The organism is Burkholderia sp. AU44665, assembly GCF_030504405.1.
Classification (GTDB): domain Bacteria; phylum Pseudomonadota; class Gammaproteobacteria; order Burkholderiales; family Burkholderiaceae; genus Burkholderia; species Burkholderia semiarida.
This window is the reverse complement of the sequence record NZ_JAUJRI010000001.1, coordinates 66,390-81,876: the sequence shown is the minus strand read 5'-3', so window position 1 is coordinate 81,876 and position 15,487 is coordinate 66,390. Positions and strand designations below refer to the sequence as shown.

General features: G+C 68.6%; 13 protein-coding genes. 2 read left to right on the top strand and 11 right to left on the bottom strand.

The window, feature by feature from the left end; all coding sequences use genetic code 11:
* Positions 1-45: 45 nt before the first annotated feature.
* The 5 genes from QZM15_RS00355 to QZM15_RS00335 form a co-directional block, all read right to left on the bottom strand.
* Positions 46-1,464, bottom strand: a complete 1,419-nt coding sequence (locus QZM15_RS00355; protein WP_124860656.1) for an MFS transporter — start codon at positions 1,462-1,464, stop codon at positions 46-48.
* Positions 1,465-1,721: 257 nt separating this feature from the next.
* On the bottom strand, positions 1,722-2,558 hold the full coding sequence (locus QZM15_RS00350; RefSeq protein ID WP_059583143.1) for an ABC transporter permease: 837 nt from the start codon (positions 2,556-2,558) through the stop codon (positions 1,722-1,724).
* 37 nt (positions 2,559-2,595) lie between these two features.
* On the bottom strand, positions 2,596-3,870 hold the full coding sequence (locus QZM15_RS00345) for an ABC transporter permease (RefSeq protein WP_099317242.1): 1,275 nt from the start codon (positions 3,868-3,870) through the stop codon (positions 2,596-2,598).
* A 102-nt stretch (positions 3,871-3,972) separates the two neighbouring features.
* Positions 3,973-5,019 (bottom strand): ABC transporter substrate-binding protein, encoded by a 1,047-nt coding sequence (locus QZM15_RS00340; protein ID WP_060967745.1) that lies wholly within the window; start codon positions 5,017-5,019, stop codon positions 3,973-3,975.
* Positions 5,020-5,095: 76 nt separating this feature from the next.
* The gene (locus QZM15_RS00335) at positions 5,096-6,202 is read right to left on the bottom strand and encodes an ABC transporter ATP-binding protein (protein WP_059582835.1); all 1,107 of its coding nucleotides are present in this window, start codon (positions 6,200-6,202) and stop codon (positions 5,096-5,098) included.
* Between the two features lie 107 nt (positions 6,203-6,309).
* Here QZM15_RS00335 and QZM15_RS00330 point away from each other — a divergent pair, with 107 nt between their 5' ends.
* Positions 6,310-7,830: a PLP-dependent aminotransferase family protein gene (locus QZM15_RS00330; RefSeq protein WP_060967746.1), complete on the top strand. Its 1,521-nt coding sequence runs from the start codon at positions 6,310-6,312 to the stop codon at positions 7,828-7,830.
* Positions 7,831-7,857: 27 nt separating this feature from the next.
* On the opposite strand, the gene QZM15_RS00325 is transcribed toward QZM15_RS00330, so the two are convergent.
* The 5 genes from QZM15_RS00325 to QZM15_RS00305 all read right to left on the bottom strand — a co-directional run bounded on the left by QZM15_RS00325 (position 7,858) and on the right by QZM15_RS00305 (position 13,488).
* Positions 7,858-8,892: a lipase secretion chaperone gene (locus tag QZM15_RS00325; RefSeq protein WP_302105555.1), complete on the bottom strand. Its 1,035-nt coding sequence runs from the start codon at positions 8,890-8,892 to the stop codon at positions 7,858-7,860.
* Positions 8,893-8,895: 3 nt separating this feature from the next.
* Positions 8,896-9,990, bottom strand: a complete 1,095-nt coding sequence (locus QZM15_RS00320) for a triacylglycerol lipase (protein WP_060311245.1) — start codon at positions 9,988-9,990, stop codon at positions 8,896-8,898.
* 221 nt (positions 9,991-10,211) lie between these two features.
* Positions 10,212-12,344 (bottom strand): TonB-dependent copper receptor, encoded by a 2,133-nt coding sequence (locus QZM15_RS00315; protein WP_302105554.1) that lies wholly within the window; start codon positions 12,342-12,344, stop codon positions 10,212-10,214.
* Between the two features lie 83 nt (positions 12,345-12,427).
* The gene (locus QZM15_RS00310; protein ID WP_302105553.1) at positions 12,428-12,796 is read right to left on the bottom strand and encodes a DUF2946 domain-containing protein; all 369 of its coding nucleotides are present in this window, start codon (positions 12,794-12,796) and stop codon (positions 12,428-12,430) included.
* 155 nt (positions 12,797-12,951) lie between these two features.
* Positions 12,952-13,488 carry a cytochrome b gene (locus QZM15_RS00305; protein ID WP_302105552.1) on the bottom strand — a complete coding sequence of 179 codons (537 nt, stop codon included), beginning with the start codon at positions 13,486-13,488 and terminating at the stop codon, positions 12,952-12,954.
* A gap of 224 nt (positions 13,489-13,712) precedes the next feature.
* On the opposite strand from QZM15_RS00305, the gene QZM15_RS00300 reads away from it, so the two are divergent.
* A complete protein-coding gene (locus tag QZM15_RS00300) occupies positions 13,713-14,351 on the top strand; it encodes a Pr6Pr family membrane protein (RefSeq protein ID WP_124657198.1) in 639 nt (212 codons plus the stop codon).
* 66 nt (positions 14,352-14,417) lie between these two features.
* On the opposite strand, the gene QZM15_RS00295 is transcribed toward QZM15_RS00300, so the two are convergent.
* Positions 14,418-15,152 (bottom strand): peptidoglycan DD-metalloendopeptidase family protein, encoded by a 735-nt coding sequence (locus QZM15_RS00295; RefSeq protein ID WP_226223748.1) that lies wholly within the window; start codon positions 15,150-15,152, stop codon positions 14,418-14,420.
* Between the last annotated feature and the right edge of the window lie 335 nt (positions 15,153-15,487).

Below are 15,487 nucleotides of genomic sequence, written 5' to 3'. Positions count from 1 at the left end.
GCGCGGCGATGGCTTGCCGCGCGCCGGCTGTGACCGTGCCGCGCGCTACTCCGCCGCCGGCTCCTTCACGCGCTCCGACACGACCGGCGCGCCGGCCCGATGCGACGGCGCGAACAGCCGCAGCCCGCTCGCGACGCTCGCCGCGCCCGCGAACCCCGCACCGAGCATCAACGCAAGCGTCGGCCCGTGGCGGCCCGCGATCCCGAACGACAATGCAACCAGCGCCGCGCCCGTCGCCTGCCCGATCAGCCGCGCGGTCGCGATGATCCCGCTCGCGCCGCCGCTGCGTTCGGGCGGCGCGCTCGACATCAGCGCCTTCAGGTTCGGCGACTGGAAGAAGCCGAAGCCCGCGCCGCACAGCATCATCCGCCAGCCGATGTCGACGACGCCGGGCGACACCGGCAGCGCGGCGAGCGACACCATCCCCGCACTCAGCAGCGCGAGGCCGATCGCGCCGAGCAGCCCGGGCGGATAACGATCCGACAGCCGCCCCGCGATCGGCGCGGCGAGCGCGACGACCGCCGACCACGGCGTCATCAGGAAGCCCGTTTCGACCGCGCTGCGATGCAGGACGGTTTCGAAATAGAACGGCAGCGACACGAACGCGAGCCCCTGCGCGGCGAACGCGCACACGGCGGTCAGCGCGGACAGCGTGAACACGGGCCGGCGAAACAGGTCGATCGGCAGAATCGGCGCCGGGTGCCCGGCCTGGCGGCGGATCAGCAGCCAGCCGAACGCGAATGCCACCGCGGCCGCCGCGAACACGACGGAGCGCGGCCCGCGCTGCGCGAATTCGCCGAGCGCGAAGATCAGCGATGCGAACGTGATCACGTTGAACAGCGCGGCGACCGGATCGAATACATGCTTGCCGCGCGCCGTCCGCGGCAGCGACGGAATCGCCACGGCGAGCGCGAACACGCCGAGCGGCACGTTCACCGCGAACAGCCACGGCCATGCGGCCACCGAGAGAATCAGCGACGCGATCGTCGGCCCCACCGCGAACGACACGCCGACGACGAGCGCGTTGAAGCCGACGCCGCGCCCGAGCCGGTGCGCGGGGAACAGGCCGCGGATCAGCGCGACGTTCACGCTCATGATCGCGCTCGCGCCGAAGCCTTGCACGATGCGCGCGGCCGTCAGCATCGGCAGCGTCGCCGCGAGCGAACAACCGAGCGACGCCAGCGTGAACACCGCCAGCCCGGCGATATACACGCGCTTGTGGCCGACGATGTCGCCGAGCGATGCGAACGGCAGCAGCGTCGCGACCATCGCGAGCTGGTACGCGTTGATGATCCACACGGACGCGGCCGGCGACGCGTGCAGGTCGGCGGCGATCGCGGGCAGCGCGGTGTTCGCGATCGCGGTGTCGAGCGTTGCGAGCGCGACGGCCAGCAGCACGGCGGACATCGCGCGCCAGTTGACGGCCGGCTCGTGCGCGCCGGCGGGGGAAGCGAATTCGGACAAGATGGGCTCGGCTGACGAGCGACGCGCGGCGTCGCGGATTGAGCGGCGCGGCGCCGGACGCTCCGTGCAGCAGCACGGGAACGCGCGGCACCCCGAGCCGTATTGTTGCAGAGCCGCATCGAACGTGCAGGCGGCCGCCTCGTCAGTCAGCGAAACGAAAGATTCGGCGCGCCGCGGCGGGCGCGCGGCATCGATGCAGACGCAACGACCCGCGCACTCGCGGCCCCGCCGGACGGCACGCGGCCGGCCGCCGCCATTTACGACACCGCACGCCGCGCATTGCGGCCGCGCAGCCATTCGAGCGCGAGCAGCAAACTTGTCGAGAAGATGATCAGGATCGTCGCGAGCGCGGCGATCGTCGGGCTGATGTTCTCGCGAATGCCCGTGAACATCTGGCGCGGCAACGTCGTCTGGTCCGCGCCCGCGAGAAACAGCGTGACGACCACTTCGTCGAACGACGTCGCGAACGCGAACAGCGCGCCCGACATCACGCCCGGCGCGATCACCGGCAGCGTCACGCGGAAGAAGGTCGACACCGGGTTCGCGCCGAGCGACAGGCTCGCGCGCACGAGATTCTGGTTGAAGCCCTGCAGCGTCGCGGCCACCGTCGTCACGACGAACGGCACACCGAGCGCCGCGTGCGCGGCGATCAGCCCCGTGTAGGTATTCGCGAGCCCGAGCGGCGCGAAGAACAGGTACATGCCGACGCCGACCACGACGACGGGCACGATCATCGGCGACAGCAGCACGGCCATCAGCAACGCCTTGCCGCGGAAGTCGGCCTTCGTCAGGCCGATGGCCGCGAGCGTGCCGAGCACGGTCGCGACGACGGTCGCCGACGGCGCGACGATGAAGCTGTTCTTCGCGGCCATTCGCCACTCGTCCGACGCGATCAGGTTCTCGTACCAGCGCGTGGAAAAGCCTGGAATCGGATACACGAGGAACGTGCTCGACGAGAACGACAGCGGCACGATCGCGAGCACCGGCAGGATCAGGTACAGCAGCGTCAGCACGACGAGCACGCGCAATGCGACGTACCACGCGCGCTCGACGAACGACATGTGCGGCGCGAACAGCGGCCTGGCGAGTTTCATGGTCGGCATCCCCTTCCCGTTTTCCTGTGCCCGGCGCTCAGCCGAGGCTCACGTTCGAGCGCGTGAAGCGCCCGTACACCGCATACAGCACGAGCGTCGCCGCGAGCAGCAGCCCGCCGAGCGCACACGCCATGCCCCAGTTGATCGTCACGTTCGTGAAGTACGCGACGTAGTAGCTGACCATCTGGTCGTTCGGCCCGCCGAGCAGCGCGGGCGTGATGTAGTAGCCGATCGCGAGGATGAACACGAGCAGCGCGCCCGCGCCGACGCCCGGATACGTCTGCGGCACGTACACGCGCCAGAACGCGGCGAACGGATGGCTGCCGAGCGACACGGCCGCACGCTGGTAGGTCGGCGGAATCGACTTCATCACGCTGTAAAGCGGCAGGATCATGAACGGCAGCAGGATGTGCGTCATCGAGATGTACACGCCGACGCGGTTGAACAGCAGCGTGAGCGGATGCGAGATCAGCCCGCTGCCGATCAGCGCCGTGTTGATGAGCCCTTCGCTCTGCAGCAGCACGATCCATGCGGCGACGCGCACCAGCACGGACGTCCAGAACGGAATCAGCACGAGGATCATCACGAGGTTCGCGCGCCGTTCCGACAGCGTCGAGATCCAGTACGCGAGCGGATAGCCGAGCAGCAGCGCGAACAGCGTGACGGCGATGCCGATCACGAACGTGCGCCCGAAGATCGCGAGGTAGATCGACTGATCGGGATCGGCCTGCACGATATGGCCGAAGCCGTCCTGCTTGTGGTCGAGCGCGGCGAGCAGATAGAACGGCGACACCTGGCTGCCGTTCTTCGCGATCGCCTGCCAGTACGCGGGCTCGCCCCAGCGCGCATCGAGATCGATGAATTTCGCGCGCGCCTGCGCGGGCGTCAGCGCCGCGTCGCCCGCGTTACCGTCGCCCTTGAACGGCATCGCGCGCGCCGTCTTCGCGACGAGCGAGCGATAGCCGGGAATCTCGGTGTTCAGGCGCCGTGCGAGCGCGCCCATCGCCTCGCTGTCGGCCACCTTCGTCATGTCGGCCGCGAGCGCGACATACGCGGCGTCCGCCGGCGGCGTCTTGCGGTCCCAGCCCGACAACGCGGCGACCGTGTTCGGCAACGCGGTCGCGATTTCCGGGTTCTGCACCGCGCGCGTGAGCAGCGTGCCGATCGGCACGACGAAGATCAGCAGCAGGAAAATCGCGAGCGGCGCGACCAGCAGCAGCGCCATCGTGCGCTTGCGCGCCTCGGCGGCCTTCAGCTCGCGCTTGAGCGCGGCGGTCGACGGCGAGGAAGGCGCGATCGTGATCGTATTCAACGGTTCTCTCCGGCCGGGCACGTTCCGGCGGAAGGCCGCGCGACGGGTTCGACGCGTCGCGCGGCCGGTTGCATCACGGCATCCTTCAGGATGCCCGACCGGTTACTTCGTTGCCCACGCGGCGAAGCGCTGTTCGAGCTCGTCGCTGTGGTCGGTCCAGAAGCCGATGTCCTCCAGTACCGCGTTCTTGCCGTTGGCCGGCGAGTTCGGCAGGTTCGCGAGCGTCTTCGCGTCGAGCGACTTGATCGCCGCGACGTTCGTCGGGCCGTACGCGATATGCTGTGCATACGCCTGCTGCGGCTTCGGCGTCAGCGTGTACGCGATGTACTGCTCGGCGAGCGCCTTGTTCGGCGAACCCTTCGGAATCGCCCAGTAGTCGAGGTCGTAGATGCTGCCGTTCCATACGACCTTCAGGTTCTTGCCTTCCTTCTGCGCGGCGTCGATGCGGCCGTTGTACGCGGTCGACATCACGACGTCGCCGGCCACCAGGAACTGCGGCGGCTGCGCGCCCGCTTCCCACCACTGGATGTACGGCTTCAGCTCGTCGAGCTTCTTGAACGCGCGATCCTGGCCGGCCTTCGTGCCGAGCACCTTGTAGACGTCCTTCGTCGCGACGCCGTCGGCCATCAGCGCGAATTCGAGGTTGTAGCGCGCGCCCTTGCGCATCCCGCGCTTGCCGGGGAATTTCTTCACGTTCCAGAAATCGGCCCAGCCGGTCGGCGCGGTCTTCAGCTTGTCCGCGTTGTACGACAGCGCGGTCGACCACACGAAGAAGCCGACGCCGCACACCTGCGGCGCTTCCGGAATCAGGTCGGATTTCTTCGCGATCTTCGACCAGTCGAGCTTCTCGTACAACCCTTCGTCGCAGCCGCGGTTCAGGTCGCCCGATTCGACTTCGACCACGTCCCAGTTGACGTGCTTCGCCTCGACCATCGCCTTCACCTTCGCCTGCTCGCCGTTGTATTCGACGGCCGTGACCTTGTTGCCGGTCGCCTTCTCGAACGGCTGGTTGAACGCGACCTTCTGCGCGTCGCCGTTCGCGCCGCCGAAGTTGACGACCGTGAGTTCGGCCGCGGCGGCCGATGCGCCGAACGCGACCAGCGCCAGCGCGAGCGCCGTGCGGCGCGCGGTAAAGCTTGCTCGTTTCATGATGGTTCCTCTCCTCTCGTGGTGGAAGTGGGCTTTGTTGTTGACGACGTGCTACGGGAAACCGGGTGAGCCATGCTCACGCGAACACGCGCAGGTGTTCGGGCGAGAACGCAAGCGAGACGGGTGCGCCCGGCGAGAACGCGTCGAGCGCGCCGGTGCCGAGCGGCACCTTCACGAAGCATTCGTCCTGGCCCGGCAGCGCGCAGCGCATGCGCACGTGATCGCCGAAATAGATGAGGCTGCGCGCCTCGCCGGTCACGCGGTTGGCGGCGGCGCCGTTCTGGTGACCGTTCGCGAGGCCGTTGGCGAGGCTCATGCGTTCGGGGCGGATGCACGCGACGGCCGCCGCGCCCTCGGCGGCCTCGCCGATATGGCGGCCGACGAGCTTCGTGCCGTCGTCGAGCCGGAACTCGCAGAATTCGCCGTCGACGCGCGCGATGGTGCCGCGCAGCCGGTTGCTGTCGCCGATGAAGTTCGCGACGAATTCGTTGCACGGCGATTCGTACAGGCGGTCGACGGTGTCGAGCTGCTGCACGATGCCCTTGTCGAACACGGCGACGCGATCGGACATCGTCAGCGCCTCGCCCTGGTCGTGCGTCACGTACACGAAGGTCACGCCGAGCTTTTCGTGCAGTGCCTTCAGTTCGTACTGCATGTGTTCGCGCAACTGCTTGTCGAGCGCGCCGAGCGGCTCGTCCATCAGCACCAGCTTCGGCTCGAACACGAGCGCGCGCGCCAGCGCGATGCGCTGCTGCTGGCCGCCCGACAGTTGCGCCGGATAGCGTTTCGCGAAGCGCTCCATCTGCACCATCTTCAGCGCATGCGCGACGCGCTCCGCGCGCTCGCCGGCCGGCAGCTTGCGCACCGTCAGCGGATACGCGACGTTCTGCTCGACCGTCAGGTGCGGAAACAGCGCGTAGTTCTGGAACACCATGCCGATGTTGCGCTTGTGCGGCGGCACGTTGTTCAGCAGCTCGCCGTCGAGGCGGATCTCGCCGCCCGTCGGGAACTCGAAGCCCGCCAGCATCATCAGGCAGGTGGTCTTGCCCGAGCCGGACGGCCCGAGCAGCGTCAGGAATTCCCCTCGGTGGATGTCGAGGTCGAGCGATTTGACGACCAGCGTCTCGCCGTCGTAGGTCTTCCGCACGCCGCGAAAGCTGACGATTACATCATCGGACTTCATCGTGCTGTCCCCTGGTTCCGCGCCAATTGATTTTGAGATGCGAGCCACTATACGGCCCGCACGGTTCTATACTAGGGAACCATTTCAATATTCCTAGTAGGACCACTTTGGATACCGTGATCCTCGCCGACTGGCTGTCCGCCCGTCTGGACCGCAGCTCGTCCGAGCCGATGTACCGGCAGTTGCTGCAACTGATGCAGCAGGCCATCCTGACCGGGGAATTGGGGCCAGGGACGAAGCTCCCGAGTTCGCGCACGCTCGCGGGCGACCTGTCGATCGCACGCAATACCGTGCTGCACGTGTACGACCAGCTGACCGCCGAAGGCTACGTGCTGACGACCACCGGCAGCGGCACCTACGTGGCCGACACGCGGCCGGACGCCGCCGCGATCCGCGTACCGGGCGCCGCGCCGCCGTCAACGGCCGGCGAACTCCCGCCGCCCGACGCGCAGGGCAGCCTGTCGATGCGCGGGCGGCAACTGGTCGAGCATGCGGGCGTCTCGCGGCGCCAGTGGGGCGCCTTCATGCCGGGCGTGCCGGACGTGTCGGAATTCCCGAGCCGCACGTGGAGCCGCCTGCAGGCGCGGCTGTGGAAGGAGGCCAATCCGGAACTGCTGACCTATGCGCCGGGCGGCGGCTACCGCCCGCTGCGGCGCGCGCTCGCCGATTACCTGCGCGTCGCGCGCTCGGTCAAATGCTCGCCGGACCAGGTGATCATCACGACCGGCATCCATCAGTCGATCGACCTCGCGGTGCGGCTGCTGTCCGACATCGGCGATCGCGCGTGGGTCGAGGAGCCGTGCTACTGGGGCGTGCGCAGCGTCCTGCAGGCGGCCGGCCTCACGCTCGCGCCGGTGCCGGTCGACCAGGAAGGGCTCGACCCGCGCGCGAGCGACATGCAGCATCCGCCGCGGCTCGTGCTCGTCACGCCGTCGCACCAGTACCCGCTCGGGATGGTGATGAGCCTCGCGCGGCGCCGCATGTTGCTCGAATATGCGCGCCAGCACCGCTGCTGGATCATCGAGGACGACTACGACAGCGAATTCCGCTACGGCAGCCGCCCGCTCGCGTCGCTGCAGGGGCTCGACGACGGCGGCCGCGTGATCTACGTCGGCAGTCTCGGCAAGATGCTGTTCCCGGGGCTGCGGATGGGCTACATGGTCGTGCCCGAGCATCTGGTCGACACCTTCCGCACGGGGCTGTCGGAGTTGTACCGCGAAGGCCAGCTGATGCAGCAGGCCGTGCTGGCCGAATTCATCATGGACGGCCACCTCACGTCGCACGTCAGACGCATGCGCACGCTGTACGGCGAGCGCCGGCAACTGATGATCGACGCGATCCGCGCGCGCTTCGGCGACGCGCTGCCCGTGATGGGCGACGAGGCCGGCCTGCACCTGGTGCTCGGCCTGCCCGATGCGTGCGACGATCGCACGGTCACGCAGAGTGCATTCGACGCCGGCGTGATCGTGCGCCCGCTCACCAGCTACTACAGCAATGCCGATACCGCGCGGCAGGGTTTGCTGCTCGGCTATGCATGCGTCCCGCACGAAGGCATCCGGCCCGCGTTCGACACGCTCGCCCGTGCCATCGAGCAACATCTGCCACGCAACATCCCGCGCGCGGCATGACGCCCGCCGCGCGCGGCGGCGCGCGGATCAATGCGCGCTTCCCGCTCCACGATCGAGCGATGCCGCGCGCACGGCTTCGCCGGGCTTCGTAAACACGCGCTGCCGCAGCGCGGCGATCTGCGCGTCGCGATCCTGCGGCGACAGGCCGGCCGACTCGATCTGCGCACGCTGCGCCGCGTAGTCCGCGTAACGGCTCTGCCACGACGCGTCGTCCTGCTGCATCTGCGCGACGCGTGCGGCCGCCTCGGGGCCGAGGGTCTGCGTCAGTTGCGCGCGCATCGCGTCGGGCGTCGCGCCGCTCTTCTGCAATTGCGCGATCTGGTCGATCGCGGCGCGCTGCCGCTCCACCCGCTGCCGCGCCGCGCGTTCGTCGGCCGGCATCTGCTGTTCGAGCGCCGCGAGCCGCTCGGCCTTCTGCGCGTCCGTGAGTGAGCGATCCTGAACGATCTTCAATCGTGCGAGGTCGTAGCGCTGCCGCCACTGCTCCGCGCCGAAAAACGGCTGGCTCCAGTCGCCGAGCGCGCGGTACACAAGCGACGCGCGCTGGTCGAGCGCGAGCTGCAACGCACCCGGGTCGGACTTGTCGACCGCGCCGGCATCGGGCAATTTGGCGAGCGCGTCGAGATACGCGCGATACCGGTGCCACACGTCGAGCGCCTCGGCCTGCGCCACCGTGCCGTCGAGCTGCGCGGCGATTTCGCGGGCGACGAACGCGTCGAGCGCGGCCGCGCTCAGGTCGCTCTGCGCGGTCAGGCAATAGTCGAAGAAATCGCGCACCGCGCGCGATTTCGCGAGATGGCCGCCTGCATCGAGCGGCAACCGCGGCGCGCTGGAGCCGGCGAGCGACGGCGGCAGGCCCGCCCTCGCCGGCGCGGCGGCCTGCGGTGCGGCGGTGGCTACGCCCCCGACCGCGGCCGCATCCTGCGCATCACTCGTCGCGCCCGTGCCTCGATGCGATCCCGCACCGCTCCACATCGCGACGCCGGCAATCGCCGCCAGCCCCACGACACCATAGATTGCAGCGCGCCGCGCGAGCGGCGCGCGCCCTTCACGTGCCGCCATCGATCACACGCCCGCGAGCTTCAATCGGTTCGCATGCGTGCGGATCACCGCGACCGGATCTTCCGCATACGCGCCGCGCACGCCGAGCAGCTGGTTGATCTCGTCGACATGGTTCCACTTGTAGCTCGTGCTCAGCACCTGGCCGTACAGCGCGCTGCACTTCGACACGAGCCCGTCGTTCGGGCCCGAGCCGCGGTTGATCATCACCGTGCCCGTGCCGTACAGCGCGGGCGTCGACACGTCGAGCGCGTTCGCCGGATCGACGACCGGAATGGTGCTCGTGTCCGTCGCCCCCGTCACGCCGAGCACGGAAAGCGTCGGCTGGATCGCCGTGCCGGCCCACGAATACAGCAGATGCGTGTTGCCGCCGACGGTTTCCGTCGGCGCGCCGGTCTGGCAACTGCCGGGCGCGCCGAGGCCCGCGCTCGGATAGTTCTGGTTGTAGGTGGCCGCCTGCGCGGTCGTCAGCGTCTTCAGTGCGGCGAGGGCGTCCTGGTTGGTGTTGTGGCTGCTGCTCGTCAGGATCCCGAACACATTGACGAACGCGGCGATCACCGTCGACGACAACCCGGTCGGATCGTACGCGAGCACGCCCTGCACGAAGTCGGCGAACTCGGAGCCGCGATGCGGCGTGCCGATCGTCGTCACCGACGCGACGAGATCGGGCGCGACGGCCGCGACATAGCGCGACGTCAGCCCGCCCTGGCTGTGACCGACGAGATTGACCTTGGTCGCGCCGGTCGCGGCGAGCACCGTCTTCACGTAGGCCAGCAGCTGCTCGCCGCGCCCGTTCGGGCCGTCGTCGCTCTGGAAGCCCGACACGTTCGCGACGTAGACGGTCGCGCCATGCTGCTGCAGATCTTCCTGGATGCCGTACCAGTAGTCGAGTACGCCCGCATACTTGTCGGTGCCGGTCAGACCGTGCACGAGAATGATCGGATAGCGCGTCGTCGCATAGTCGTCGGCGGGCGCGGTTGCCGCCATCGCCGTATGCGTCGTCGCGAGCGTCGTCAATGCGGTCGTCCCCGCGAACGGCGCGACGCTCATCGCGCATGCCACTGCCCCTGCCATTACCCTGGAACGCATCGATTTGGCCATGCATGTTCTCCTGGTTATTGTGCTGCCGGTGCGAATGACACCGGATCGACACGCACGCCGCATCGCGCGCGCCGCGTGTGTCGAATGCGGGAGTGAAGCACGACTCGCGAACGTTTGCGCCCCGACTAGATACGGTTCTCTAATCGGTTGACGCGCGCCGCCCGTTCGGGCGGTGCGGCGCCCAGGCACGCGCATGCTGCGACGCACACACACGTGGCTCGCTACAGCTTCGCGCTCACGCGCACCCACGCGGTACGCCCCGGCTCCATCACCGGCGCATTCGCCGGATAGCCGAAGCCCGCGTTGCCGGCGAGGTTCAAATGCTCGGTGTAGGCCTTGTTCAGCACATTGTCGACGCCGACGGAGATCTGCACGGTCTTGCTGACGTTGTACTGCGTATGCAGCGACAGCACGCCGAATCCTGCGCTCGGGCCGAAGTCCTTGCCGACCACGTTGCCCGCGTTCAGCGCATAGCGATGCTGCGGCGCAACGATGCGCCACAGGCCGCCCGCCGACCATGCACCGCGCGTGTATTCGAGCCCGATGCGCGCCTCGAGCGGCGGCATCTGCGGCAGCGGATCGCCGCTCGCCACGTTGCGCCCCCACGCATACGCGAGCGACGTCTCGACGCGCAGCGGCGCGACCGGCCGCCACGACACGCCGGCTTCGCCGCCCATGATCTGCGCATTGACGTTCGTGGCCTGCGTGGTCGCGCCCATCATGCCGGCTGCATAGTTGAACAGGATGAAGTCCTGTACGTAACCCGCATACGCGGACACCCATGCATCGAACCGGTCGCTCTTGTATTGCGCGCCGATATCGAGCTGCGTGGTCTTCTCCGGCTGCACCGCCGAGAATGCGTTGACCGAGCCGGCCGGCCCGCGCGTCGCGGAAAACAGTTCCCAGTAGTCCGGATAACGCTCCGCATGGCCGATCCCGGCGTACCACGTGACGGGCAGCGACGCGAGATCGCGCTCGTAGCGCACGAAGCCGCTCGGCAGCACCCTCGACCGGTCGTCGTCGAAAGTCGGGTTCGGCTTGCTCTTCATCATGCCGCTCGTCGTCGCGCGCTTGTCGCGTGCGCTCGCATAGTCGGCGCGCGCGCCGCCGATCACGCGCGACACGTCGCTCGCATACCACGTCACCTCGCCGAACACGCCCGCGTTCCACATCGTCGCCTGCGCATTCCACGGCTGGTCGCGGTAGTTCTGCCGCCCCATCGACGAACGCGAATCGAGCCGGTTCGATTGCGCATCGACGCCCGTGACGAGCTTGACGTCGTCGCCGAAGCGGAACGTCGCGGCCGCGCGCGCGCCGACCGTGCGGCGCCGCACGTCCGCGGCCATCCGCATCGGCATGCTGCTCGTCGGGTCAGGCTGCCGCAACGTGTAGTTGTCCATCACGTGATCGGCTTCGTTGTAGTACACGCGCGCCTCGATCCGGTCGAGCACGTCGCCGAGATGCCGCTTGTCGAACGACAGGCCGAACGTCTCGCGGCGGAAATGCGCACCGTCCATCCCGCGGCCGGCGTAGCGCGCATAGCCGTCGCCGGTGCCGGCGGTCAGCTCGACGCGCGTATGGTCGTCGGGCGTCCAGCCGAGCGCCGCATCGGCGTTCCACTTGTCCCACTGCGACGGCACGGTGTTGCCGTTGCCGTCCTGGTAGTCCTGCGAATGCGCGTGGTTCGCGGTCACGCGGCCATAGACGTCCGGCGTGCCGGCGCTCAGGTCGAGGTTCTGGTCGTTGCGGCCGTACGACCCGCCGACGAGGCTGCCGTCGAAGCGCATGCCGGGGCGCTCGAAACGCGGTGTCACACGTTCGAACAGCACGGTGCCGGCCGACGCGCCCGGACCGTACAGCACGGTCTGCGGCCCCTTCACGACGGTGACCTTGTCATAGCTTTCCGGTGCGATGTACGACGTCGGCGCATCCATCCGGTTCGGGCACGCGCCGAGCGTCGGTATCCCGTTCGCCAGGATGTTCAACCGCGACCCGAACATCCCGCGCAGCACGGGGTCGCCGTTCGTGCCGCCGCTGCGGATCGACGTGAAGCCGGGGATCGTCTTCAGGTAATCGGCGCCGTCGCTGGCGGGCAGCGGCTGGCGCGGCGCCTTCGGATCCGTGACGACGACGAGCGGCGTCGACAGCGGCGACGCGACGACTTCGACGGGCGGCAACAGCGCGGCCGCGTCGGCCGTCGCCGCGCCGGCAGCAGGCACGGTTTCGGCCGCGGCGGTGCTCGCGGCGAGCGCGCCGGCGGCCAGCGCGGGAACGGTAAATTTCAGCATGCGCGGCAGAGGCCGCGCACAGGCATTGCGGGGCGCCCGCGGCGCACGCAACTGGGAATGGATCATGATCGAAAGCCCGAGTGACGCCCTCCACGCGGCCTTGGCGGGCCGCACGGATATCGGCGGTGATAGGAACGGAAAGAAACGCGTCAGGCGCGCTCGGGCGGTGCGCGCGGATAGGCGCGCGGATAGCGGTCGCTGTGCGCCGCGACGGCAGGCGACGCGGCGGCGGCAACGGAAACGACGGGAATGGATTCGACCGACGCGGCGGCAGGCGCGCCGATCGCCGGGCTATGCGCGAAGAAAGCGCAGTAGCCGCACGCGTCGAGATGCAGCGCATGATCGTGCACGCCGCCCGCATCGGATGAACGATGCGCACCATGCTCGGTACTGCAGACGATTGCCTCGGGCGTGGCCACCTGCGCGATACGCCACTGCGACACCAGCGGCGCCGCGATCGCGATCCAGATCGCGAGCAGGCCAAGCCAGGCAGTCAGGTGACGATGTCGGTACAGCATGGACGGCGACGCGTAAGCGGAACGTAAAAACAGCCGAGATGTTACAGAATGTTCAACGCGATGACCAGTGCGGACGACGGTAAACGAACCGGGGGCGCATGGTTGTCAACACAACCATGCGCCCCCCGCATGCGATGCGCGCCGGCGGCGGATGATCAGGGCACCATGCGCCGCAACACGTCGTCGCGCCGGATGAAGTGATGATAGAGCGCGGCCAGCGCATGCAGACCGATCACGAAGTAGAACGCGTTGCCGATCAGCTCGTGCGCTTCCTTGATCGTCGACCGCAGCGCCTTGTCGGGGCCGAACAGCGTAAACGACACGCCGAGCCAGTCGAGCGACACCGGCTTGCCGCCCATGTTGATCGTCATGATGCCGAGCAGCGGCTGCGCGATGATGAACGCATAAAGCGCGAAATGCGCGAGCTTCGACAGCCAGCGCAGCAGCGCCGCCTGCGCAACCGGTTCCGGCACGCGGCTGACGACGCGCCACAGCACGCGCAGCACCGACAGCACGAGGACGCACGTACCGGCCGTCACATGCACGTTCATCCAGAACGCGCGGCTGTCGCTGCCCTTCGGTCCGCGGATCTCGATGGCCAGATAGGCGAGCGCGACCAGCAGGAAGACGGCCCAGTGGAAGAAGATCGCGGGCGAGCTGTAGCGCGTCTGTTTCGCGAGGATGTTTTTCATGCTTCGTCTCGTGTCGTATTCGGGGAGAGGTGCGGGCCACCGGCCTGCGCCCGGCAAAGCTGTGACGATTGTAGCCGCACGGGCGTCCGGCTTTACACGACGCGGTCAAATATCCGATCCATCGTCGACGCGCGCCGCACAATGGCCGCCCTATGGAAAATCCGCATCGCGCGCCCGGGCGGCTGTGGCACGATGAAGCTTTGGTGCGACGGCGCGCGGGCATCATGAGCAAGGCGTTCTTCGTTGCGGCCTACCGGCTGATCGCCGCGTTGCTCGCGGTGTCCACCACGCTGCACAGCGTCGCCGACTACTGGCGCCTACCGGATTTTCATCTCGGCAACTACCTCAGCTACTTCACGCAACTGAGCAGCCTCTACGCGGCCGCGATGCTGGCCGCGGGGCTGTCGCGCATCGCGCGCCCCGGCTCCGCCCGCTACGAATCGATGCGCGGCGCGGCGGTGCTGTACGTGCTGATCACCGCGATCGTCTACGAGCTGCTGCTCGCGCGGCTCGATGCGCTGCGCCACGTCACGCCGGCGTTCAACAACTGGGTGCTGCACCGGATCGTGCCGCTCGTGGTGCTGTGCGACTGGTTGTATGTCGAACCGCGCTCGCCGATTCCGCGCCGCAGCGCGTTCGCGTGGCTCGGCTTTCCGGTCGTCTATCTCGGCTATACGCTCGTGCGCGGCGCGGTGGAGAACTGGTATCCGTATCCGTTCGTCGATCCGCGGCCGCACGGGTACCTGCCGGTCGCGATCCAGTGTTCGATGATCGCGCTCGGCGCGGCGGCGCTCGCGCTGGGCATTTGCTGGCTCGGCAATCATGCGAGACAGTCTGGCAGCGCGACGCTTAAGGAAGGATGAAGACGGAAAAGAGGAAAGAAGCGGGAACGTGTGCGCCGCCCGGCGCACACGTGGCGATGCCGGCGATCAGCGGCCGTTGCGCGGCAGGAAGTTCATCGGATCGACGACCTTGCCGTTCTGGCGGACTTCGAACTCGAACGTCGAACGACCGCTCGCGTCGGTGCCCATTTCGGCGACCGGCTGACCCTGGCGCACCGCGTCGCCTTCGTTGACGAGCAGCTTGCCGTTGTGCCCGTAGGCCGTGATGAGCCCGTTGTCGTGCTTCAGGATCACGAGCGGACCGTACGCCTGGACGCCGGAGCCGGCGTACACCACGCGCCCGTTCGCCGCGGCCCGCACCGAACGGTCAGGCCCGGATGCGGCGATCACGACGCCGCGCGTCTTGCCGGCCGAGAACGGCGTCGCGACGACACCCGTGGCCGGCCATGCGAGCGAGCCCGGCTGGGCGGCCGACGCGGGCGGCTGCCCGTACGAGGTCGCAGCCGGCGGCGGCGCGACCCGCAGCACCTGGCCGGGCGACACGGCATCGGTGGGCGCCATGTGGTTCCAGCTGGCGACGTCCTGCACGCGCTGCCCGTAGGCGCTCGCGATGCCCGCCAGCGTATCGCCCGGGTTCACGCGGTAATAGCCGGCGATCACGCCCGGCGTCGCCGCCGACGTGGACGCCGGCTGGCGGGCGGGCTGCCAGTTGTCGGTCCACGGTGTCATCGTGCAGCCCGTCAGCGCGATGGCCGCGGCAACGAGCGCCGCCTGCGGCAGCCAGCGCGTGAGCGCGTCGTGGATGGGAATAGTTTCTCTCAAGGGTCCTCCCGGATTTGCGTCGTTGCGCCGCCCACCGCCCTCCGGCGCGCGACGCACGATGTCCGGCCGAACGGCCGGATCAATCAGTATCCGACCGCTTGCGCGGCCGTCAGTTTCCACAGCGGAACGTCGACGCGAATGAGCTCACCGGCCCCTTTTTCGCGTCGTCCCGATCGGCAAAGATACCATTTGTCGCGGTCAACGCCCCCACAGTTGCCCGACCCGGAAACAATCCTACGGCGTCGTACGGGGGGCGCCGGTCGCCTGCGGGCCGTGCCGGCGGGCGGTTTGGGGTTTTTCCGCTGGCGCGGCCGCCCTTGCCCGCCGTCTCGGCG

What these genes read in the sequence shown, in the direction of transcription:
- QZM15_RS00350 (WP_059583143.1), bottom strand. Translation starts at nt 2,558, where the DNA reads ATGAAACTCGCCAGGCCGCTGTTCGCGCCGCACATGTCGTTCGTCGAG.
- QZM15_RS00340 (WP_060967745.1), bottom strand. Translation starts at nt 5,019, where the DNA reads ATGAAACGAGCAAGCTTTACCGCGCGCCGCACGGCGCTCGCGCTGGCG.
- QZM15_RS00335 (WP_059582835.1), bottom strand. Translation starts at nt 6,202, where the DNA reads ATGAAGTCCGATGATGTAATCGTCAGCTTTCGCGGCGTGCGGAAGACC.
- QZM15_RS00325 (WP_302105555.1), bottom strand. Translation starts at nt 8,892, where the DNA reads ATGGCGGCACGTGAAGGGCGCGCGCCGCTCGCGCGGCGCGCTGCAATC.
- QZM15_RS00320 (WP_060311245.1), bottom strand. Translation starts at nt 9,990, where the DNA reads ATGGCCAAATCGATGCGTTCCAGGGTAATGGCAGGGGCAGTGGCATGC.
- QZM15_RS00315 (WP_302105554.1), bottom strand. Translation starts at nt 12,344, where the DNA reads ATGATCCATTCCCAGTTGCGTGCGCCGCGGGCGCCCCGCAATGCCTGT.
- QZM15_RS00310 (WP_302105553.1), bottom strand. Translation starts at nt 12,796, where the DNA reads ATGCTGTACCGACATCGTCACCTGACTGCCTGGCTTGGCCTGCTCGCG.
- QZM15_RS00305 (WP_302105552.1), bottom strand. Translation starts at nt 13,488, where the DNA reads ATGAAAAACATCCTCGCGAAACAGACGCGCTACAGCTCGCCCGCGATC.
- QZM15_RS00300 (WP_124657198.1), top strand. Translation starts at nt 13,713, where the DNA reads ATGAGCAAGGCGTTCTTCGTTGCGGCCTACCGGCTGATCGCCGCGTTG.